This is a genomic window from Thalassospira indica, from assembly GCF_003403095.1.
In the GTDB taxonomy this organism is placed as follows: Bacteria; Pseudomonadota; Alphaproteobacteria; order Rhodospirillales; family Thalassospiraceae; genus Thalassospira; species Thalassospira indica.
Genome location: NZ_CP031555.1, coordinates 1,937,463 through 1,960,475, shown reverse-complemented (window position 1 = coordinate 1,960,475; position 23,013 = coordinate 1,937,463). Strand labels below are relative to the sequence as shown.

Below are 23,013 nucleotides of genomic sequence, written 5' to 3'. Positions count from 1 at the left end.
GACGGCGCCGCCGGTATTGTTCGCACTGCTGGATGCATCGGAACCAGCACGGAAATCCATGAATTCATCGGCCAGAAGCGACCTCGTGGTGGCGTGTGTCGGATTGGCAAAGATGCCCTCAACGCCGCCTTCTTCAACGATCACGCCGCCATCCATCACCGCGACACGGTCACAAAGCGCCTTGACCACCGCCATTTCATGGGTGATCACGACCATGGTCAGGCCAAGGCGTTTGTTGATGTCCTTAAGGAGTGTGAGGATCTGACGGGTAGTTTCCGGATCAAGGGCGGATGTCACCTCGTCACAGAGCAAAACCTTGGGATTTGAGGACAGTGCGCGCGCAATGCCGACACGCTGTTTCTGACCGCCGGACAACTCTGCCGGATAGCGATCACGCTTGTCTTCAAGCCCGACCAGCGGCAACAGCGGATCCACCGCCTTGGCGATATCGGCCTTGGAAGCGCCCGCCAGTTCAAGCGGCAGTGCGATATTATCGAACACCGTGCGTGAAGACAGCAGATTGAAATGCTGAAACACCATGCCAAGCTGGCGGCGGAACAGCGGCAAGTCGCGTTTGGAAAGCCGGGTGACATCGGTGCCATCAACCGTAACAGACCCGGAGGTCGGCATTTCAAGCAGGTTGATGCAGCGGATCAGGGTTGATTTACCCGCACCGGAGCGGCCAATAACGCCGACGATTTCGCCAGCAGCGATATCAAGATTGATGCCGCGCAGCGCAACATGTTCGTCGCTGCCACGTCGGGCTGCATATGTTTTCTGGACGTTCGAGAGCCGGATCATGGATCCCAACCTTTCCGTAAATACAAAAAAACCGCCGCGGCGTTACCGAGGCGGTCGTACATACGGAGCATATACGCCCTCTCGCTTTAGCCGCATTTTTAGCGCGCCCGCAAGCTGAGGAGCAAATCGGCGCGTTCAACACCCCTTGTCTATCTGACCCGGTGTCATTGTTCAATGGGGAAAATCATGCATTTTACGCATGGCGCGTATGATTACCCATTATATTACAGCATTTTATGTGTTTATTGATGTCTTGCCAAGCACGATACACAGCCCTGAAAGCACTCAGCTTTCGGCCTTTTTCTCCCACGCGCCTTGCGGGGTTTGCTGCCAGTAGGACAGCTTGTGTCCGGCGTCTTTCCAGTCTTTCCAGCGGGTGCGGGCCTCGGCCACCGCATCGTGATCGCGGTCATCAAACAGCATGATCACGCGTTCATAATCGCCGACCTTGTCGCTCATGGCGCGGTCGGTCAGGAACAGGAACTGGGCATTGTTGGGATTTTCATCCTCGGATGTCAGCCAGACCGGCTGCATTTCCGCATCACCATCGGACTTGGAGCCATGCGGCAACCAGCTTGCGGCGTCATAGGTCCATAGCAGGGTATTGATGGCCTCGACCCGTTCTTCAACGCCGGTCATCACCACGGCACGCTTTTCGCGCTCCAGCGTTTTGGAGAGCAGCGTGGGCAAGGCCCGTTCCAGCGGCATGCTGGTGAGATGGTAAAACCAGATATCAGCCATAGCCAATTGAGTATCGCGAAAGCAAAAACGGGGCAAGATGATCATCACCCTGCCCCGTCTTTTATTCAGTTATGCGTTCCTGAAATCAGGACTCGTAGTTATCGGCAACAAAGCGATCGAGCAGACGGACACCAAAGCCGGTGCCGCCTTTTGGCACGACTTCCTTGTCCGCGGTTGACCAGGCCATGGCGGCGATATCAAGATGCGCCCACGGGCGATCCTTGGTGATAAAGCGCTTGAGGAACTGGGCCGCGGTGATTGATCCCGCCGGACGACCGCCAACGTTTTTCATATCGGCAATGTCGGATTTAAGCTGCTTGTCATAGGCTGGCGACAGCGGCAAACGCCAGACACCCTCATCAACCGCAAGACCAGCCGTGGTGATCTGGGACGCCAAGTCATCATTGTTGGAAAACAGACCGGCATTTTCATGACCAAGCGCGATGATGATTGCGCCCGTGAGGGTCGCGAGATCGACAATCAGACGCGGATCGTATTTTTGCTGCACATAGGTCAGGGCATCACACAGCACCAGACGGCCTTCGGCGTCGGTATTGATGACTTCGATCGTCTGACCCGACATCGAGGTAACCACATCGCCCGGGCGCTGTGCGGTTGAGGACGGCATGTTTTCAACAAGGCCAAGCACCGCAACCACGTTGCATTTCGCCTTACGACCGGCCAGTGCCTTCATCAGGCCCGATACCACACCGGCACCGCCCATATCCCATTTCATGTCTTCCATGCCGGCAGCCGGTTTGATCGAGATACCACCGGTATCAAAGGTCACACCCTTGCCAACGAAGGCGACCGGGGCGTCCTTTTTCTTGCCACCGTTCCAGCGCATGACGACCATGGCCGGTTTGCGGGCCGAGCCCATGGCAACGCCCAGCAGTGCGCCCATGCCAAGCTTCTTCATTTCCTTTTCATCAAGCACGTCAATCTCGACACCCAGTTTTTCAAGGGCGGAGACTTCCTTGGCGAAGCTTTCCGGATACAGAATGTTGGCCGGTTCTGATACCAGATCGCGGGTGAAGAACACGCCTTCGACGACCTTTTTGGCACTATCGAACTGTTTCTTGGCGTCCTTGTGATCGCGGGTGGCGATATCAAGTGATTTCAGGACCGGTTTGTCTTCCTTGGTCTCGGTGGTGCGGTATTTATCGAAACGATAATCGCGCAGCATGGCACCGGTTGCGAAATCACACGCCATACCTTCCATGTCGAACAGAACGGAAAGCTCTTTCTCGCCGGTGGAAAGCGCGCGGGCGGTGACGGAACCGCCAAGCTTCTGGGCGGCAATCACGTCAAACTCGGCTTCCTTGCCGATCCCGAAAATGATCACGCGCGACAGATCGACATTGGCCGGTGCCAGAACCTGAAGGCTTTGGCCCGACTTGCCCTTGAAGGTCGACGCCTTGATCGCCTTGGTGATCGCACCCCCGGTTGCCTCATCAAGTGCGACGGCACTGGGCATCAGATCGGCACCCTCGGTCGCGAAGGCGATAACGGCACCGGCTTTCGGAATGGCGAGATCGGAAAACGTGATCTTCATGGTGAACAGGACTCCTGTCATGTTTCGGGGCGCAGCCCTTGATCAAGCAACTGCAAATAAATTGATGCTCCTAATCTAGCGCGTTAAACGCGGTTGAAAAGGCTTATCGTGGAAAAAGAACGCGATGTTGGGTCTATCGGCAAAACTCAAACACTCTCGAGAACATCACTTAGCCGATGGAAGTGCCTGCTGTTGACAAGCTCCGGATTGTTTTGCTCAATTTCTTCAAGAATTCGTCCCAACTCAGAGAGATCATCAGAGGCGGCGTCAGGCACAACAGTGTTAAGTAGAGATAGAACTTCCTCTGGATACTTTGCGACCAGGGCATCTTCATCTGCAATCTCGCGCGAAAACCTGAAAATCTCGTGATTTACCCTTATTGGAACCAAAAATTTCATCACTACTTTCAACAACTTTGGGAAAGCGTCACCCGCGCTACTTAACGTTGACAACCAAGCGGAAGCAGAAGAACTAGTTCGAAACTTTCTTTCCAGTGGCCAAACTGTTGAGACGAATGGAATAACATACTTGGCCCAGCCATCTTCATTTTCTTTTCCGAACCTTGAAAGCAGATAAATCGCATCGGCCCTCATTTCATCATCCATTGACCTGAGAGACCTTCGAACTTCCTTTGCTGTCACACCGTCTGTCATCTCCAGCCGGAACATTCCTAAGACTAGCAGTATATGAACAGCTGCTTCTTTCTGATTTGAGGAAAGCTGCCACTTTATGTTTGGCGTAAAAAGCTCGAGAAAACTGTCTTTTATCGTCGCCCAAATTTGGTCATGAAACGGTTCAAAGCGAAGTAATGCACCTTCCCAAGCAGGCTCCGAGTAAGGGTGTTCAATATTGAAAAATGGGATCAAGTATTTTTTCACCCACTCAGCATCCAAAAAATGAAGCCATCGTATTCGCTTTGCGATCAAACACACGGCATGATCGCTTCCTTCGCCTTCGACATGCATTAGCTCAATTAGGCGACAAGAAAACTCTTTAGGAAGACCATGACCTTTATCGAGTTTCAACTCAGTCAATGCGTCCAAAACACCTTCAGTTATATTTCCAATGGGGCCATTGATTGCATGATCTATCGTCCTTCTTGATCTTTCGTTTTTCTCACCATCAAACGACTGAGTTAAGATTGAACTTTCTGTCGCCTCGTGAATGTTTTGACTTAAGGCTCTGACGATATTATCGAAAATTTTCCAAGCGCAATTCGGATCGGCGCCATGGAGCCCGGGTAAACTCTCTTTAACCCAGCTAGATACTTCATGCCTAAGCTCACGGATTACCCCGTCAGGTAAACGATAGATTCGCCGTAAAAACACATTGGTCAATCTGGGGCCTGTGTCTTGTGGCCAGTACTTTAGAAGCTCAGACCACCTGTCTTTTGGGTACTTTCCTTCTTTCGTCTGTATAGAAAGTGCGGCCAAGGCAGTGCGGGGGTTTAGCTTAACCAATCCCGAAAATGGCCTTCGCTCAGTAAACTCACCCCAGCCACGTTGAGATTGGGATTCTGCGATATCAGCGATTTTACTGAGCGGCTTTCCAAATAATGCCTCTGGGTTTTCATCTACACTTACTGTGTGGACCATCGCACCAGAGATAAAGGTTAATCCTTTGGCTGACCTATCATCCCAATCCGCTAAACCTGCCTTGAGTTCTGCAAGACGATTTATTTGCTCTGGCGGCAGTTCGCATCCGTGTAAAGTCAACCAAGAGAGATAGGAAGCAATCATATTAAGGCGCCAATTCTCATACTCTTCCGGAGACTGATCAGCCAGTTTATCGGGCCCCTGGAAAACTCGCTCAATCAGCCGCTTGCGTTCCTGCGAGCTAAAGCCTTCCCAGCGGTCTTCAATAAAGAATAAAAGCTCACGACGCGCATTCAGGTCCCAGAATGCTTCATTCTCACAAAACAGAAGAAACGATGCTGCTTCACTATCATCAAAAAGTTCTTTTCTCGAAAACGCAAAAAATTTCAGTTTTCTAAAGAAATAAGTATCCTTTTCTGACCAAAGAGCCGCTCGATTACGCGCTATTTTGGGAGACACAATCGATAGTTTTGCAAACAACTCTAAAAACCACTTAAAGAATCCTGATGTCCTTCGATCTTCGCGCTCTCCTTCTGCCTCTCGATCTGGATAGCAAGTCGCGGTCGTAAACAGGATTACATCGAGTTCCGAAAGCATATCACTGCCGCGAATTAGGCATCTCTCAGCTACCAAAAATATTGCTTCCAAAACATCATCCGGCAGCTCTCCAACCGAAATCCGTGGCTCGGGAAACTTCACTTCCAAACGAGTCACTTCGGAGACCCTCGTTGCAAACCAACCATCCATAGGTGGTTTGCCTGCCGCTATTTCAAAAGGTCGACTGGACCGAAACTCGGGAACCATGATGCGCTCGAGTTCACGAAGAGCGCTTTGGGTCCAGCCTTCCAAACTAATCCGGCCCTTTAATTGGTGAAGAGAGAAATTCCTGTCGGAGTTGATGGGATCAGTGTGTATTTCCAAAAGGATATTAAGTAGCTTGCGCGCTTTTCTACTTAGATCCTTTTTGTCTCTAAGCATGTGCCTAAATGCATCTAGTAAACTGGGATGAAGCCTAAACTGGCGAAAAGCCCACCATGCTGTTATCGGATTATCCAAATTCTGTGCAATCCACCAAAGGAGTGAATTGAGCCTTGAAGGAAGAGGCATACGAGATGGTAGAGGAAAAGTACCTAAACTATGAATTTGGTTTTTGTTTCCATCTCCGAAGTGCCAATTCGTTAGATCATCAAATACTCTACCTTTCTTATCTGTGTTTGCAGATAACCTTTCTAAATCATCATCTAAGCAGTATTCCTTGAATGGATCGAAAACTTCAGAGTCCTTGGCATAGCCGGAGGCAGGCTTACCTGTACGGCAACTAGCATCGAATACGCAGAGCCATTCTGGTGTTATGATTGGCGTGGACCTAGCAAACAACTTTGCGCCAGCAGTCGTGCGAACAAGATGTACCACCTGCCCACGTTCGTGAGCTTGCAGGGATCTGGGACCTTTCTTCGCTTGCTCAATAATATTTCTACACCAAACTCTTGGGTTATCAGCTCTATCTGCCCAAGCTTCGATGGTGTCCCACAAAGCCGAATGATCTTGCCCTTCACCAGAATAAGCAATTGGTGTTACGCCTCTGTCAGCCCACTTAGCCTCAATATCTTCGTGTCGTCCACGATCAAAAACATAGAGTTTTTGAGGGTCGATACCGTCTACCTGACGAAGCCCCTGCAAAAGATATTTTACTGGCGGGTCTTCAGCTCCGTACCCCACGAGGACCACCGTGTAGTGTTTGATAAGCTGCATTACAAATGAGGTTGCCCAAGCCTCAGCCAGGTAAGCTCTCCCAAAATCCGCACTTCCCAAAACGTAACTGTCTGATTTCCCCACACGACCATGCAAATACGTGATGCCTGAGATCATTTCTCCATGGTCGATTGAAGCCAATGCCGGAGCAATGCGCACGTCAACATTTCCGCTAACAGCATCCTCAAAAAGATGATCAAAATTGGTTGTTACAACCTGAGGGTTGCGATCTAGGTCAGCCGATATTCTCGCGATGAGCTGATGCTCTCTACTAGGGCCCGTCACCTTTTTCTCGGTGAGACGTTTCTCAACCAATGCATTCACTTCTTCACGCCCGTATTCTTGATACAAAGCGTTGAATATCTGGTCCAATGGCGTTTTAGCCCCAGATTTTCCATCTCTCCATGGCTGAAAATCCGCCATAATTGTTCCGTCTTCAGGCGGATCTAATTTATCGATGACGTATTCAGCCAAGCCATAGAATTGAGGCATTCCGGACGGAATCGATACACCAGCACCACACAGGAATATGCACCGACCTTCATCTCTCTTTTTCAGCAGATGATCAGGAATGTTTGGGCCGTTGGCTAAAAATCTCATTATTGAATACCTGAAAACAAATGCGGAAGAGTTCCTGTAAACAGCATCCTAAAATAGAAACCCTGAGACCATAAAAATCTTCAGCAAACCGGAAATACGCAGAGCTTCCTCTCATAAATTGCTCAACATCAAGGCGGGATCGGTTTTGAACGCTATTATGACGCATTCCAGTTGTTTGGAGAGCCGTCATGAATGCCAATGCCACACCGATTTCGATTACAGAGCCGCAAAAATCCCCCCACCCATTCTGGAGCGGCGCATTTCGCCCGCTTTTCCTGTGTGCGGGTCTTCTTGCGATTGTTGCGGTGGTCTGGTGGGTTGCAGGATTTGTGCATGGTTATGGCGTGCCCAGCCTTGGGACTTCGTCCTATTGGCACGCGCATGAAATGATTTTCGGGTTTGGCGGGGCGGCAATTGGTGGATTTCTGTTAACCGCGATTGCCAACTGGACCGCACGGCCGCCGATTGCAGGCCCCATGTTAATGGCCCTTACATTGACATGGCTTGTCGGACGCCTTGCCATTGGCCTTGCCGAAAACCTGCCGTTCCTTGCCGTGATCTGTGGTGCATTGGCCTATTTCGCATTTCTGATCGCCCTTGCCATGCGCGAACTGATTGCCGCACGCAATTTCAAGAATATGCGGGTGATTGCGGTGATCAGTGTGATTGCGCTTTTTGACGGGCTGTTTATTGCATCCTGTCTTGATGTCATCGCGCTTGATCCGGTGATGCTGTATCAAACCGCGATCCTTGCGATCATTTTGTTGATTTCCCTGATTGGCGGGCGGGTGATCCCGGCCTTTACCCGCAACTGGATGACCCGCGAACAGATTGCGGCCCCGCTGCCCGCCATGTTTGGCCGATTTGACATGATCTGTCTGGCCAGTGTGGTGGTTACGATTCTTGCCGGGATTATCAGCCCGTATGGCGCCTTATTTGGCTATTGCGCCTTGGCTGCATCGCTTTTGCATGCCGTGCGGTTGATCCGCTGGCGGGGTATTCATAGCTGGCGCGAACCGATTGTGGCGATGTTGCATCTTGGTTATTTCTGGGTGCCGGTTGGCTTGGCATTGCTGGGCACCGCGATCCTGTGGCCGGACATGCTTGGCAGTCGCGATGCGTTACATGCCCTGACCGGCGGGGCGATGGCCTGCATGATTATTGCAATTGCCGGGCGGGCCGCCCTTGGTCATACGGGGCGTGAATTGCGGGCCGGTATCGCACTTAATAGCGCATTCGGGTTGATCTGGCTTTCGACGGTGGCGCGGGTGGCTGTTGGCTTTGACGGATCGGCCTATGTGTCGGTGCTGGCGATTGCGACCCTGATGTGGATTGGCGGTTGGCTGGCATTTTTGATTGGTTATGCGCCGGTCCTTTTGGGACCGAGCCAAAAGAAAACGCGCGGTATTCCGGTGCGCTAGGGCCACCTGCCTAGCCGAAATCAAACAGCGAAAGCGACGGGTTGGATTTGATGTATTCGACTTCGTCGTTTTCGACATCGCCCGTGGGATGCCAGCCGTGGCTTTCGTAAAAGCCGTGTGCGCGGTTGGCGGGGTTGGCCCCGGTGGTCAGCGAGATGTCATTGCATCCTTGGGCAAACAGCCAGTCCTCGGCGGTGCGCAGTAATGCTGCCCCTACCCCGCGTCCTTCAAACTCCGGATCGACAAACAATGCCCAGAGGGTAGCCTCATTCGGGATGGCAATCGCGAAGCCGGCGGCAGAGCCATCGAGATCGGCAAGCCAGATGCCATAGCCCTGGGTGAGCCACTTGCCAAAGGCCGCCTTGGTGATGCCGCGTTCGGCCAGCTCAGATGCGGAAAGGTGGTTTTCACGCACGCGGCTTCGGATGGCAAAAATTGCCCCGACATCGCCCAAGCGGGCTTTGCGAATTTTCATCCCGGCCACTGCGTGTTCTTTCTTTCCAACCGCGTCAAACGTCGCGGCAATGTAGCGATATAGCGCCAGAGTGCTAGCAAAATTATTGCCCGAGATAGTCCGCATCGGTCACGGGTTCGAGCCAATCCACCGGCGAACCATTGAGCTTTTCCTGAATGGCGATATGGGTCATGGCGGTTTCGGGGCCGGCCCCATGCCAGTGCTTTTCACCCGGTTCAAACCAGACGATGTCGCCGGGACGGATTTCCTCGACCGGGCCGCCGTCGCGTTGCACGCGGCCAAAGCCAGCCGTGACAATCAGGGTCTGGCCCAGCGGATGGGTATGCCATGTGGTGCGCGCGCCCGGCTCAAAGGTCACATTGGCGGCCGCAACGCGTGCAGGATCAGGGGCACTGATGATCGGCTCGATACGGACCTGCCCGGTGAAATATTCGGGTGAGGCAACGGTCGAGGCCTGCGATCCGGCGCGTTTGATTTCCATGATGTTTTTCCTGTGGGTTTATTGGGTGTGATGATTTATTGCCCGGCCATCAAGCGCACCGGCTGGCGTTTCGGGCCCCATGTGCCGGGCGTTGCGCGAAACACACCGGCACAATGCGTGCCACAGCTTTTGCATGCGCCATGGGCATCAAGGTTCCAGTCAGACAGTTGATACCAGTCGCGCCCGATCAGGATATCGCCACAGCCATGGCAGAAGGTGCTGCTGTGGGATTTGTCATGCACGTTGCCGACATAGGCATAACGAATGCCGTTATTCATGGCGATCTTGCGTGCGCGCACCAAAGTTTCGGGCGGGGTGGGCTGCGTATCCATCATTTTCCAGTCGGGATGAAAGGCCGAAAAATGCATTGGCACATCGGGGCCGAGTTCTTCATGGACCCACTGGGTCATTTCCGCGAACTCGGCGTCGCCATCATTTTCGCCGGGAATGACAAGGTTGGTCAGTTCCATCCACACCCCGGTTTCATGGCGGAGATATTTAAGCGTTTCCAGCACATCATCCAAATGGGCCGAGCACAGCTGATGATAAAAGCGATCCGTAAACCCCTTCAGATCGACATTGGCGGCATCCATGTGGCGGAAAAATTCCTCGCGCGCCTTATCGCCAATGTAACCGGCGGTAACCGCGACGGTGCGAATGCCCATTTCCCGGCAGGCCTGCGCCACGTCAACGGCATATTCAAGGAAGATCACCGGATCATTATAGGTAAAGGCGACGGCCGAGCAACCATGCGCTTTGGCGGTTTTGGCGATCATTTCCGGGGTGGCGAGGGATGAAAGCTTATCCATCTCGCGCGCTTTGGAGATTTCGTAATTCTGGCAGAACTTGCAGGTCAGGTTACAGCCCGCCGTGCCAAAGGACAGGATCGGCGTGCCGGGCAGAAAATGATTGAGCGGCTTCTTTTCAATCGGATCAATACAAAAGCCCGATGATCGGCCCCAAGTGGTCAGCACCATCTGATCGCCTTGGCGGGCGCGGACAAAACACAAGCCCCGCTGCCCGTCTTTCAGCTTGCAAAAACGCGGGCAGACATCGCACTGAATACGGCCATCGTCGAGATGGTGCCAATATGTAGCTGAGACGACATCCATTTCGGTCAATCTATCAGAACTGAGCAGTTTAAATGAGCCTTAAATTAACCGCTATAAAATTATAAAATAAAGTGTATAAAATGCTAAACTATCAACCATAGGAGGTTAACATGATTGGAATTGTAATTTTTGAAAAAAACAATCAAGAGGTTTTTCGGTGCGAGTTCCCATTGGAAGCGGAGGACACCCACTTTGGCATGAACTGGCATCAAGGAATACACTTTGCCGTCGAAGAGTTCCGCAAACAAACAAACGGACTCTCTTTGTTTGACACTAATATCAAATTTTCGACACGAACATAGGAACACAAGCATATATTTCAACCCTAAGATTAAATCCCTTACTAAACAATGACCGAAATACGCAAAAACCAAGAAATCCGAAAATGGGAGATAGCGTATGGCCTATTATACACAAATAGCGGTTTTCCAATCTCGATCACTGAAGCCACCTCTACCTAAGATCGTAGTTCACCCGGTTAAAATTGAATTAGTTTCAGGGCCAGTAGACCTCAAGATTCCTAAACAACACACGCGCATCCACGTACTTGGGAAATCTGATAAACTGGTTGAACTCGGCAATTTACATTTACCTAAAGGCCATAACTACTTAATTCTCTCTGTTCAGAGCAAAGATGGGAGCATTGAGGGGCTGGAAGAGTTAAACGGATATTTGGATAGGACAATCACTGCGGTCTCTTTCCTGTATCAGCCTCAATTTTTCTTTGAACAAATTTATCGCGGCCCGCTCGCTGGCTCCAAAATGGCCATTTCCGCATTTACAAGAGCAGCAGAATACGAGCAGATTGACTCAAAATTTTTAGCAGATGAAATTCGGAACCTTTATGCAAAATTTTCTGGAGATTCTAAAACTTTTCAGCGCTTCACCTTAATGTCAAAATTCTACCGAAGGTCTCTAGACTTCGACCCAAGTGAAGAAAAGTTCTTGATGCTGTGGACTGCGTTTGAAGTATACCCAATGGACGGCACCTCAAACATTAAGAAACTGAAAGAACTCATTGAGAAGATTACCGGCCGCACGATAGACGAAATAGAGAGAAATATCGGAATTGGGCGGCTTTACGGTTTGAGGTGCAATCTCATTCACGACGGACGTCTTGATAAGGAATTGTTCGAAGATATTTTTCGAAAACTCGAATTACTATTACATGAGGTATTCAGGGAAATGGTTAGATTACCCTACTCTGGTAGCCTAGAACGATTTTTCGAAAAAAATTAAACATAAAGAAAACACAAGCCCCGCTGCCCGACTTTGAGCTTGAAAAAGCGCGGGCAGACATCGCATTGAATGCGGCCATCCTAAAGATGGTGCCAGTAACGTCCGGGGACGGTGTCGGTGTTGATCGCGGGATCAGTCATCAGCTTTTTCCAAATGCAAAGCTTCCTCTTTGAAAATCTAGTCCTGATCGCTATCTTTTTCAAAGGAAGTCATGCGATTGGAAATATTATGTCCATCATCCGCCCGCCTGCTGTTGCCGGGACGTTTTATCCGGCCGATGCCGACTTGCTTCGCAGCGAGATTGACGGGTTGTTGGATGCGGCCCTGCATTCAGACGCTGTATCGGGATCGGCGATCCCGAAGGCGATCATTGTGCCGCACGCGGGATTGATGTTTTCGGGTAGTCTCGCAGCCCTTGGCTTTGCCACGGTGCGCGCGCTTAGAAACACGGTCAAACGCATTGTGATTATTGGCCCGGCGCATCGCATGGCGTTTCAGGGGATTGCCTTGGCGCGCGCTGATCAGTTTGCGACGCCACTTGGGTCGATGCGCTGTGATTTGCCCGCCCTGCAATCAGCCCTTTCACTGCCGCATGTTCAGATGCTGGACGAAGCACACACGCTTGAGCACGGACTTGAGATTGAATTGCCGTTTATTCAGCGCCTGTTTGGCGAGGGGGCGGATATCGGCATTGTGCCGCTTTTGGTCAGCCGGTGCAGCCCGCGTCAGGTGCATGAGGTGATCGAAAAGCTTTGGGGCGGGCCGGAAACCCTGATCGTGATTTCATCGGATCTGTCGCATTTCCATGATTATGACACCGCCCAGCGCATGGATAACCGTACCCGAGCGATGATCGAGAATTTCGATGCCGAGAATATCGACACCAGTGATGCCTGTGGTGCGTTGCCTGTTGCCGGGATGCTGATGGCGGCGCGCAATCGCGCCATGAAGATCAAGACGCTGGGTATGCGCAATTCCGGCGATGTGACGGGTGACAAGTCGCGCGTGGTCGGCTATGGCGCCTGGGCGATTTATCAGGCGGATGCATCAGATATGGCTGAGGATGACGAGACTGATTTCACCAAGGCGACCGAAAATCTGATCAAGGCGCATGGGGCGGAGATGCTGGGTCTGTGTCGGCAATCGATCCTGCATGGGATCGAGACCGGGGCGCCGTTACAGGTTTCGCCTAATGAGTTTGGTCCAGAACTGTCGGCACCGGGGGCATGCTTTGTGACGCTCAAGAAAGCCGGGCAGTTGCGCGGCTGCATCGGGTCGGTAATGGCCCACGCGCCGCTTGCAACCGACCTGTGCGAGAACGCGTTCAAGGCGGCGTTCCGCGATCCGCGCTTTGCCGGGCTGGCACCAAGTGAGATCAATGATGATCTGGAGCTTTCGATTTCAGTCCTGTCGCCACCCGCCCCGTTCGCGTTTGACGGCGAGGCCGATTTGATTGGCAAGCTGACCCCGTTTGAGGACGGGATTATTTTATCTGATGGCAACCGGCGGGGATTGTTCCTGCCGCAGGTTTGGGATCAGCTGCCGGACCCGAAAGACTTTCTGGCCTACCTTAAACGCAAGGCGGGGTTGCCGATGGATCACTGGTCCCCACATATGCGCGCAGAGCGGTTTATTACCCGAGGGATTTCATCCAAAGACGTCCGCCCCAGCGGGTTCTGGGATCAGCAGGATTAAACGCCATGGCAAGCAAGACACAAGATGATACGCGCTATGCCGATTTCATCGCCGAGGTGGCGGAATGGGAAGGTGTCTGGGCGCTGTATCATAATGGCTGGTTGCTGCAAACAACCGCGACCGGAGACAAATTCTGCCCGATCTTTGCGCTGCGTGATGAGGCCAAAAGCTTTGCGGCGGGCATCCAAAGCGACCATGTGCCGACCGCGATCACGCTTGTGGAACTGATGGAAAGCCTGATGGTGCAATGGCGGGCCGAAAACATCATGGCGGGCATTTGCCCGACCCCGGCCCTGCCCGCCATCGTGGTCAGCCCCGATCAGCTCAGCAATGACTTGATGGCAGCCCTTAAGGACGTCATGGACGAACGGTTTGGCAACCAAAGCTGAGAAGACGGCAATCCTAAAAGAACGTCATTGGGTAAAGCCGGACTGGACCTTGGGCGGAAAATTCCCTATCCAAAACCCATCAGACATTCACGCCAAACAAATGAGTACCCAATGACCATTGCCCTGCCCGCCGATGCACATGCCCTTGAAAACGGATTGATCGAGATTGCCCGCAAGGCAGGTGCGGCGATGATGGCCATCTATCAGACCGATTTTGAAGTGCGTTCGAAGGATGACGCAAGCCCGGTGACCGAGGCCGATGATGCGGCAGAGGCCGTGATCCTGCCGGGCCTGCACGCCCTGACCCCGGATGTTAAAATCGTGTCGGAAGAAAGTGCCGCCAAGGGTGATGTGCCCGATGTGAATGGCGATACCGACTTTTTCTGGCTGGTCGATCCGCTGGATGGCACCAAGGAATTCATCAAGCGCAATGGCGAGTTCACGGTCAATATCGCGCTGATCGCCCAAGGCACGCCGGTTCTGGGCGTGGTTTATGCCCCGGCAATCGACAAGCTGTATTACGGCGGGCCAGATGGTGCGAAACTGATCGAGGGTGATCTGGAAACCAAGACCACCGCGATTTCTGTCCGTGACATGCCCGCGGATGGCGTTGTTGTCGTCGGATCACGATCCCACGGCGATCCGGAAGCGATGAAGGCGTTTCTGGGTGATCTTGCAGTCAAGGAACTGCGCCCGGCGGGAAGTTCGCTCAAGCTCTGCCTTGTTGCGGCGGGCGAAGCCGATCTGTATCCCCGCCTTGGCCCGACCATGGAATGGGATATCGGCGCGGGGCATGCGGTTTTGAAAGCCGCCGGTGGTGTGGTTGAAAATATGGACGGATCGCGATTCCTTTATGGCAAGGCCGACTTCCGCAACCCGTTCTTCATCGCGCGCAGCCCATCGGTGCCGGTAACCTATCAGGATTAATCCTTCGCAGAGCGGGATCAAAGGCGAATTTCAAAGCCGCATCAGCGGCTTGTCCTTTGCGCACTGCAACACGGACGGAACAAGCATTTTTCGCGAAAGCTTACAACTGCTATACACCGCAGTTTTCTTGACTTTCCGGATGTTTTGCGCTATCAATTCCTTATCGCCACACAGAGTGTAGGTGACGTAAATAGCCGCCGGAATCACGGCGACGCGGTCTTGTCTCACCACCGCGGGGCGAGATGAGGCTAGAGCGTAAAATGGAGCCGCCATTCTTTATGGCGGCTCTGCGCTGTTTGGGCATATGCAATCCAATATGCGATTGTTTTTTGTCTGCCATACAGACAATGCAGCCCGTTCTTCCTTGTCATGGCACTGCATCATCGCTAGGTATTTCATAGCGCTGTATTTTTCATGGAATGCCTGATGTCCCCTGCCCTTACCATCCGCCCCTATTCCGAAGGCGCGCTTAGTCAGGCGGCAGCGAAGCTGCGCGCGGGCGAGCTGGTGGCCTTTCCGACCGAGACGGTTTACGGGTTGGGCGCGGATGCAACCAACGCCGATGCCGTGGCGGGGATTTATGCCGCCAAGAAACGGCCGAGCTTTAATCCGCTGATCAGCCATTTTCCCGACCGCGATGCGGCCGCCAAACATGCCGAATTTGATGACCGCGCCGACAAGCTGGCCGCGGCCTTTTGGCCGGGTGCCCTGACCCTTGTTTTGCCGCGCAAGGCGGACAGTGATGTTTGTGATCTGGTCACAGCCGGTCTTCCCAGCATTGCCGTGCGGGTTCCAGCCCATCCGATGGCGCGTGAATTGTTGCGCGCGGTAGGTCGCCCGGTCGCCGCCCCGTCCGCCAACCGATCGGGCAAGATCAGCCCGACCACCGCCGCCCACGTTGCGCAGTCGCTGGGTAATGCGATTGGCATGATCCTCGATGGTGGGCCGTGCGGTGTCGGGCTGGAAAGTACGGTGATTGACCTGACCACGGATCGGGTGGTGATGCTGCGCCCCGGCGGAGTGACAGCCGATCAGGTTTCAGAACTGCTGGGTACGGATGTTGTCATGGCAGAAAGCGATGACACCGCGCCCAAAAGCCCCGGCATGATGACCAGCCATTATGCACCGGGCCTGCCGGTGCGGCTTGAGGCCACCTCCGCCGATCCGGCGAAATATGGCGATGAGGTCCTGCTCGGCTTTGGCGATTGCAATACCAAGGGATTTGATGCGGTTCTTTGGCTGTCGAAATCGGGCAATGATATCGAGGCCGCCGCCAACCTGTTTGCCAAGCTGCATGAAGCCGATCAGAGCCACTTTGCCGGGATTGCGATTGCACCGATCCCCGATAAGGGACTGGGCATTGCGATCAATGACCGCCTGAAACGCGCAAGCGCCCCACGCGCGCCGCATGATGCCAAGTAAAGGAACAGCGCCATGTCGTTCCTGCCAGAAGCCGCACTTGACCAATTAAAGGACCTGCTGGGACCCAAAGGTTTCAGCATGGAAAGCGACGTTTTGGCCGCCCACAACGCAGAGGCACGCGGCAAGTTTGAAGGCCATGCCGAGATCATCCTGTTTCCGGCCAGTACCGAAGAAGTCGCCAAGGCGGTTGCCATTTGTGCCGCACATGACATCGCGATTGTGCCGCAGGGTGGCAATACCGGGCGCTGCGGCGGGGCAGTTGCCGATAGCAAGCAGGTCCTGATCAACCTCAAACGCATGAACCGCGTCATCGAGATTGACGAGCGTGATTTTACCGCGACTGTCGAAGCCGGTGCGATCCTGCAAAACATTCAGGAAGCCGCCGAGGAGCACGATTTGCTTTTCCCGCTGTCACTGGGTGCCGAGGGAACCTGTCAGATTGGTGGCAACCTTGCGACCAATGCCGGGGGATTGAACGTTATTCGCTATGGCAATGCGCGTGATCTTTGCCTTGGGCTTGAGGTCGTGCTGCCCGATGGCGCGGTATGGAATGGGCTATCGAAGCTTCACAAGGACAATACCGGTTATGACCTGCGCGATTTGTTTATCGGCGCGGAAGGCACGCTTGGCATTATCACCAAGGCGACGCTGAAGCTTTTTGCCCAGCCAAAACACATCGCCACCGCCTGGATTGCCGTGCCATCGCCGGAATGTGCGATTGATCTTCTAGCCTTGGCGCGCCGCCATACCGGCGATGCGATTGCGGCGTTTGAGTTGATCAGCAGTTTCGCCCATGATCTGTCGGTAACGTATCTTAAGGGCCTGACGCGCCCGCTTGCGACCAAGACAGACTGGCATGTGTTGATCGAGCTGACCTCGTCACGCCCGAATGATGATCTGGAAACGCTTCTGGTGGACCTGTTGGGACAGGCGGTCGAGATTGGTCTTGCATCTGATGCCACCCTTGCCCAGTCCGAAGCGCAGCGTGAAAACCTTTGGGCGATCCGCGAAGGCATCCCCGAGGCGCAAGGCTTTGAAGGCGGATCGATCAAGCATGATGTGTCGGTGCCCATCTCGAAAGTGCCCGACCTTCTGAAACGCGGCATGGCGGCGGCAGATGCGCTTATTCCCGGCATTCGCCCCTGCCCGTTTGGCCATGTCGGCGATGGCAATATCCATTTCAATTTCACCCAGCCTGCCACCATGGACAAGGAGCGCTACCTTGCAGAGTGGCAAAGCCTGAACAGCGTCATTCACGACATCGTCACCGAGCTTGGCGGATCGATCAGTGCCGAGCACGGCATCGGGCAGCTTAAACGTGACGAGCTCGCGCTGCGCGCTGATCCCGTTAAGCTTCGGCTTCTGAAAGATATAAAACGGGCACTAGACGGGAAAAATAGATTAAATCCGGATAAAGTCATTTCATTCCGGTAATCTCACATCTAGGATATTTTTCAAATGTAACGCTCTTCGTTACCAAGATTTTGTGAGAATTATACAAGATGAAAAAGTTTATCCTTCATATCGGATCTGGAAAATGCGCGAGCTCGAGCATCCAAGCGTATTTTGGACAAAACTTTTCCGTTGTTCCTGAACATGAAAGCTCATCGGGCCCGCAATACAGGTACTTTTGCATTCGTCCCGGCGGTGAAATCGTCTCCGGTGAGGACTTGCTTCTGGCGCATCAAAGCAGTCCATCAGGATATGTTTGCAGTTGCGCAATTCGAGCTTTTTACAACAACGCAGTTCAAACATTTAAGAATATAAGAGATCGTTTAGCTGAAAATGAAGTGGCGGTCTTAAGCTTTGAGGCCTGGGCAGAAGAAATACGATCTTTTGATCTCTCCCATGTTTTCAAGGAAGCAGAAATTGAGGTCGAAGTCATTTTCGTCGTGCGTTCTCCAATTGACTTGCTCAATAGTGCCTGGTGGCAATGGGGCGTATGGACTGGCAATACAATTGAAGCAGATACGAAGAAAAGAATCGGCATGGTCAAATTTGCCGAACTGGCCGAGAGATGGGGAAACTTGCCCAATGTATCAAAAATTCATCTGATTGAATTGCAGCAAAACCCGTTCAAGCGCCTTCAAGAAATACTTGAATTGGATAGCGCACCGGCACCCCATTTAAATGTTTCTACGCATCCTGCACTGCTAGAACATCTGATCAAATATCAGCAAGAATTCGGACGCGGGGAGCACAATAGTGGCATGGAATTTCACCTGAACAATATACTCGACCTCCCCAAAAGAAAGGTTCCGTTTGTCCTTGATGCTGACCTAAGACACTACATTCTCAGCGAAACACTTGAATCGAGCACCAAAATCGCGAAACCAATGATCACAGAGGACTCATCCTTGGAAGCTGTGTTTTCTGAAAAGTACCTTTCGGATCGCCTCTATCAGGAACGCCACGTGTGCAAAGATTTCACAAACTTTGCAACCAGTGAAGAACGCGACGAGCTTACGACTGCTCTTATCCGAGCAGCGCTTGGAAATAACCTGATTAAGCTACCATTTTCCGCATATCGTTATTATCGGCTGAATCCAGATGTCCAACAAGCAGGTGTAGATCCCTATAAACACTTCTTATTACAAGGGATAGCGCAGGGCCGCAGATACTAACAAAGTCTCATAATGTTATAACGAATGCTCGCAAGAGACTCTATTACGCTTGTGTAGACGACGCTTTCCCAACCACCCGAACTACAGAGCTTTGCTACCTGCTTCATCTGCTAAGCCCAAGCCGCTAGAGCCCCACTGAATAGCCCCTGGAATTGTAGACACCCCATCACTTATAAAGTGAGGCAAGGAGTTTACGATGCCCAAGAGTCATTTTACCGATGAGTTCAAAATCAATGCCGTTCGCCAGATTACAGAACGAGGTTACTCAGTAGCGGAAGTTTCTGCTCGTCTCGGTGTCAGCACACATTCCCTGTATGTGTGGAAGAAGAAGTTCAGCAAGTCCCCTGATACGATTGCTGAAGCTGATCAACAATCATCCGAGATACGCCGCCTGAAGCAAGAACTCGCGCGGATCACCGAGGAGCGCGATATTCTAAAAAAGGCAACCGCGTACTTCGCCAGGGATGCAAAATGAGGTACGCGTTTATTGACCAGCATCGCCGGGTCTACTCGGTGCGCACCATGTGCCGGTGTTTGCAGGTTCATCCCAGTGGCTTTTATGCCTGGCAGAAGAAACCACACAGCGCCCGGTTTCTGGAAGATCAAAGGCAGACCGCGCTTGTTCGCCAGATATGGGAAGACAGCGGTCAGGTATATGGCTACCGCAAAATCCATGATGATCTGCTGGATATGGGAGAGAGTTGCAGTCCGAACCGTGTTGCCCGACTGGCCCGCAATGCAGGCATACGCGCCCGGATCGGTTACAAGAAGCGTCCCGGCAAATATGGCGGCAAACCGGCTGTCGTCGCTGACAACAAACTGGATCGGCAGTTTGATACCGCCAGACCAAATACCGTTTGGGTGACCGATATCACCTATATCAAGACACAGGAAGGATTTGCGTATCTTGCCGTCGTAATTGACCTTTATTCCCGCATGGTGGTTGGCTGGGCATTGAAGCAGCGACAAGATACAGAGGTTGTTCTGCAAGCCTTGCTGATGGCCGTCTGGCGGCGTAAGCCAAAGAACAGGGTGCTGATCCATTCTGATCAGGGTTCCCAATATACCAGCATCGACTGGGCCGCTTTCCTTCGTCAGCACAATCTTGAACATAGTATGAGCCGCCGTGGGAACTGTTATGACAATGCTGTTGCCGAAAGTTTCTTCAACTTGCTTAAACGCGAACGCATCCGCTGCAGGGTCTATAAATCACGGGATGAGGCACGTCAGGATGTCTTCGATTACATAGAAATGTTCTACAACCCGAAGCGCAAACATAGTACCAACGGGATGTTGTCACCCGTCGAATTCGAAAGACGAAAAATCTGATCAAACCGGGTGTCTACAATTCCAGGGGCTATTCACACATGTTCTCTGTCGATACCTATGCCCCAATTGATACGCCCAAACAAATTGCCAAGGATGTCTGGGTGATTGATGGCCCGATCATCGGGTTTCAGTATGCCGGGCTTAAGCTGCCCTTCCCGACCCGGATGACAATCATCCGACTTCAAAGCGGTAAACTGTTTGTCCATTCGCCGATCCGCCTGACCGAGGCGCTTAAGGCCGAGGTCGATGCGCTGGGCGAGGTTGCCTATGTGATTGCGCCCAACACCATCCATTATGCCGGGGTGCCCGATTGGCAAAAGGCCTATCCGGATGCAAAGGCGTTCTGTGCACCCGGTGTGATCAAACGCGCCAAATCGGTCGGGATTGCGGTTGCGTTTGATGCGGAGCTTGCCGATACGCCGGAGTCTGAGTGGGCCGGTGAAATCGAACAGGTGTTGGTGCGGGGCAGTTACCTCAATGAGGCGGTGTTTTTCCACAGCAAGTCCAAAACCCTGATCCTGACCGACCTGATCGAAAACTTCGAAGCGCCTAAAATCAAAAGCCCGATCTGGCGGTTTATGGTCAGGCTGTTTGGCACCATGGACCCGCATGGCAGCACGCCACGCGACATGCGCCTGACCTTTGCCGGGTATAAGGACAGCGTGCGCAAGGCGGTCCTGACCATGATTGACTGGAACCCGGACTACGTCGTTCTGGCGCATGGGCGGTGTTACGACACCAATGCGGTGGCGGAGCTTGAGCGTGCCTTTTCCTGGGTTTTGAAGTAACTGGCGATATCCCGGTTACTGGCGAAGCGCCATCACCCCTGCCCCGACAATCAGGACAATGCCGATCAGAGACAGAGCATCGGGGGTTTCGGCAAAGAAGACCACACCCCAGACAAACGAAAACCCGACATAGGCAAAATCAAACGTGCCGATCATGGCGGGCGGGCCGTTTTGATAGGCAATGGCGGCCCCGATGCTGCCGATCAGGATGGATGCCGCCAGAAGCGCCATCGTGCCCAAGCCGGTTAGGTTCATGGTGCTCCAAGGGGCAAGAAGGAAGCCATCGCGCATATCATCAGACAGCAGGCTGATCACCAGCGCAGCAATCGCCCCGACCGCAACAAAGGCGATGTTCAGCGCAAGCGAGAGCTTGATCGGATGTTCGTCCCGGCATTTGGTGCGGGTCAAGATCATCGCCACCGCATACAGCATGGCCGCAAACAGTGGCAGCAATGCATAACCATTAAAGTTTCCGGCATCCGGACGCAGAATAAACAGCACACCCGCAAAGCCGATGACGACGGCAAGCCAGCCTGTTTTACTGATTTTGGTTCGGGTCGTGATGGCGCTAAACAGCGTGATGAAAATCGGCAAGGTGTAATAGGTTGCCGCCGCCACCGACAGGGTCAGATGCGGCAGGGACAGATAATAGCAAATCCACATCACGACCAGCAAAAGGCTGCGCAACGTGGTCCAGCCAAAAGCATGACCAAGGCGCAAGGCCGACGGGACACGAATTGCCAGATAGCCCACCAGAAAGGGAATGGCGATTGCCGATCTGATGACGAATATTTGCCAGATGACGAACTGGCCGCTCGATTGCTTGATCAGCGCATCGCCCAGTGACAGGGCGAAAACGGTAAAAATGATCGTCCCGACAGCCAGTGGGACACGATCACGGTGCGGGGTGGCGGCGTTGGCGGCAGTCGCTTTCATAACATCCTGCGTGGTGGCGCGTGCAAAGCGGTTAAAGCCTGATGCATGACCCTAACACCATTGCACGGCAAAGATGAACCCCGGAGGTCGCGCAGAAGGTTAGATATAAAAAAGGCGCCCCGGTCGGGACGCCCTTTAACGTAAGTACGCGGCAAGGATTACTCGGTCGGGCCTGCCCACGGGGTCATGGCATTGAGTTTGTCCTGACGGCGTTCGTCGCCCGACTTGCCCCAATCGCCACCGAAGGCGGCTTCTTCCCATGAGCCGTAGCTTGGGTTTGGCAGCATGAACCAGCGTTCCCCCCAGTAATTGCCGTATTTTTCCATGACAGCGAGACGATCAGAAATCGAGCCATCGATTTCATCGGTGAAGTCACCGAAATTGTCACCAAACTGCATGATCACACGGTAATCTTCAGCAACAGCCGCCCGGCGCGGGGTTTTGTTCGAGCCCCATTCTTCGACTTCACCGCGAAGCATGACATGCTTTTCATCCGCATAGGGGAAGCCATATTTCTTGAGGTTTTCGATGGTCGGTGCTTCTTCCGGTGCCTTGCGGTTTGAGACATAGAAGACTTCAACACCACGGGCGGCAGCCGCCTTGGTGAATTCCAGCGCGCCCGGCGTCGGGGTGGAAATCATGTCGTGCACAAAGGCCGCCCAGGTTTTGGAGCTGTAATGGGTTTTGTCGGTGACAACCCATGCCTGATAGGCGGAGTTATCGAGAACCGTTTCATCGACATCAAGGATAACCGCCGGCGGCTTGGTCATATAATTGCCGTCCTGCTCGAGCGCTGCCGTCCAGCTGTGATCGCCAATGGCCGCATCAAGCAAACGGGTGGCACCGGCATAAACCGACATGGCGGTCGTTTTGTATTCGACCGAGGTTTGCAGCCAAAGTGTGCCGTTCAGGCCATCATTCTGTTCCGGCTCTGCCTGGGCGCCGAACGCGCAAAGCGCACTGGTCGCAACAATGGCAGCAACGCCAAATGATTTTGCGATAAAGGTCATGTGTAGTCTCCCTGTTGATTTCCCGACGCATTGCGTCTGACCATGCAGTCAGGATTTCATAACCATGCCACCGCAGTGCGATAAAGAAAAAGCCTTTTTCCAGAATCAATTGGAAAAAGGC

The 23,013-nt window shown here is 53.0% G+C and carries 18 protein-coding genes and 1 pseudogene; 10 read left to right on the top strand and 9 right to left on the bottom strand.

Annotated elements, in window-relative coordinates:
- Positions 1-72 precede the first annotated feature (72 nt).
- The 4 genes and pseudogenes from DY252_RS09230 to DY252_RS09215 all read right to left on the bottom strand — a co-directional run.
- Positions 73-801: pseudogene (locus tag DY252_RS09230) on the bottom strand (methionine ABC transporter ATP-binding protein); the annotation flags it as partial.
- Positions 802-1,086: 285 nt separating this feature from the next.
- Positions 1,087-1,542: a DNA polymerase III subunit chi gene (locus tag DY252_RS09225; RefSeq protein ID WP_064790030.1), complete on the bottom strand. Its 456-nt coding sequence runs from the start codon at positions 1,540-1,542 to the stop codon at positions 1,087-1,089.
- An 85-nt stretch (positions 1,543-1,627) separates the two neighbouring features.
- Entirely contained in the window at positions 1,628-3,097 is a 1,470-nt protein-coding gene (locus DY252_RS09220; protein WP_064790029.1) for a leucyl aminopeptidase, read from the bottom strand.
- 146 nt (positions 3,098-3,243) lie between these two features.
- Positions 3,244-7,044 (bottom strand): SIR2 family protein, encoded by a 3,801-nt coding sequence (locus DY252_RS09215; protein WP_064790028.1) that lies wholly within the window; start codon positions 7,042-7,044, stop codon positions 3,244-3,246.
- A gap of 188 nt (positions 7,045-7,232) precedes the next feature.
- Here DY252_RS09215 and DY252_RS09210 point away from each other — a divergent pair, with 188 nt between their 5' ends.
- A complete protein-coding gene (locus DY252_RS09210; RefSeq protein ID WP_064790027.1) occupies positions 7,233-8,465 on the top strand; it encodes an NnrS family protein in 1,233 nt (410 codons plus the stop codon).
- A 10-nt stretch (positions 8,466-8,475) separates the two neighbouring features.
- On the opposite strand, the gene DY252_RS09205 is transcribed toward DY252_RS09210, so the two are convergent.
- From DY252_RS09205 to amrS, 3 genes are all read right to left on the bottom strand, one after another.
- Positions 8,476-8,940 carry a GNAT family N-acetyltransferase gene (locus DY252_RS09205; protein ID WP_064790026.1) on the bottom strand — a complete coding sequence of 155 codons (465 nt, stop codon included), beginning with the start codon at positions 8,938-8,940 and terminating at the stop codon, positions 8,476-8,478.
- 82 nt (positions 8,941-9,022) lie between these two features.
- Positions 9,023-9,421, bottom strand: coding sequence for a (R)-mandelonitrile lyase (locus DY252_RS09200; RefSeq protein WP_064790025.1), 399 nt, complete (start codon positions 9,419-9,421; stop codon positions 9,023-9,025).
- A 35-nt stretch (positions 9,422-9,456) separates the two neighbouring features.
- Positions 9,457-10,533, bottom strand: coding sequence for an AmmeMemoRadiSam system radical SAM enzyme (gene amrS, locus DY252_RS09195; RefSeq protein ID WP_064790024.1), 1,077 nt, complete (start codon positions 10,531-10,533; stop codon positions 9,457-9,459).
- Positions 10,534-10,932: 399 nt separating this feature from the next.
- Between amrS and DY252_RS09190 the strand changes: the two genes are divergently transcribed.
- From DY252_RS09190 to DY252_RS09145, 9 genes are all read left to right on the top strand, one after another.
- Complete coding sequence (locus tag DY252_RS09190) at positions 10,933-11,772, top strand: HEPN domain-containing protein (RefSeq protein ID WP_064790022.1); 840 nt, start codon at positions 10,933-10,935, stop codon at positions 11,770-11,772.
- Between the two features lie 228 nt (positions 11,773-12,000).
- On the top strand, positions 12,001-13,467 hold the full coding sequence (amrB, locus tag DY252_RS09180) for an AmmeMemoRadiSam system protein B (protein WP_064790197.1): 1,467 nt from the start codon (positions 12,001-12,003) through the stop codon (positions 13,465-13,467).
- Between the two features lie 5 nt (positions 13,468-13,472).
- On the top strand, positions 13,473-13,856 hold the full coding sequence (locus tag DY252_RS09175) for a DUF2750 domain-containing protein (protein ID WP_064790021.1): 384 nt from the start codon (positions 13,473-13,475) through the stop codon (positions 13,854-13,856).
- Between the two features lie 111 nt (positions 13,857-13,967).
- The gene (cysQ, locus tag DY252_RS09170; RefSeq protein WP_064790020.1) at positions 13,968-14,783 is read left to right on the top strand and encodes a 3'(2'),5'-bisphosphate nucleotidase CysQ; all 816 of its coding nucleotides are present in this window, start codon (positions 13,968-13,970) and stop codon (positions 14,781-14,783) included.
- Positions 14,784-15,209: 426 nt separating this feature from the next.
- A complete protein-coding gene (locus DY252_RS09165) occupies positions 15,210-16,205 on the top strand; it encodes an L-threonylcarbamoyladenylate synthase (RefSeq protein WP_064790195.1) in 996 nt (331 codons plus the stop codon).
- Positions 16,206-16,217: 12 nt separating this feature from the next.
- The gene (locus DY252_RS09160; protein WP_064790018.1) at positions 16,218-17,639 is read left to right on the top strand and encodes an FAD-binding oxidoreductase; all 1,422 of its coding nucleotides are present in this window, start codon (positions 16,218-16,220) and stop codon (positions 17,637-17,639) included.
- A 68-nt stretch (positions 17,640-17,707) separates the two neighbouring features.
- Positions 17,708-18,829, top strand: coding sequence for a hypothetical protein (locus DY252_RS09155; protein ID WP_064790017.1), 1,122 nt, complete (start codon positions 17,708-17,710; stop codon positions 18,827-18,829).
- 196 nt (positions 18,830-19,025) lie between these two features.
- A protein-coding gene (locus tag DY252_RS09150) for an IS3 family transposase (protein WP_086013190.1) occupies positions 19,026-20,158 on the top strand; the annotation gives its coding sequence in 2 pieces (ribosomal slippage) (positions 19,026-19,275 and positions 19,275-20,158; 1,134 coding nt in all).
- A 38-nt stretch (positions 20,159-20,196) separates the two neighbouring features.
- Positions 20,197-20,946: a DUF4336 domain-containing protein gene (locus DY252_RS09145; RefSeq protein ID WP_064790796.1), complete on the top strand. Its 750-nt coding sequence runs from the start codon at positions 20,197-20,199 to the stop codon at positions 20,944-20,946.
- 15 nt (positions 20,947-20,961) lie between these two features.
- Here DY252_RS09145 and DY252_RS09140 read toward each other — a convergent pair whose 3' ends face one another.
- Both DY252_RS09140 and DY252_RS09135 read right to left on the bottom strand, forming a co-directional pair.
- Entirely contained in the window at positions 20,962-21,882 is a 921-nt protein-coding gene (locus DY252_RS09140) for a DMT family transporter (RefSeq protein ID WP_064790793.1), read from the bottom strand.
- Positions 21,883-22,040: 158 nt separating this feature from the next.
- Positions 22,041-22,892 carry a 5'-nucleotidase, lipoprotein e(P4) family gene (locus DY252_RS09135; RefSeq protein ID WP_064790791.1) on the bottom strand — a complete coding sequence of 284 codons (852 nt, stop codon included), beginning with the start codon at positions 22,890-22,892 and terminating at the stop codon, positions 22,041-22,043.
- Positions 22,893-23,013: the final 121 nt, after the last annotated feature.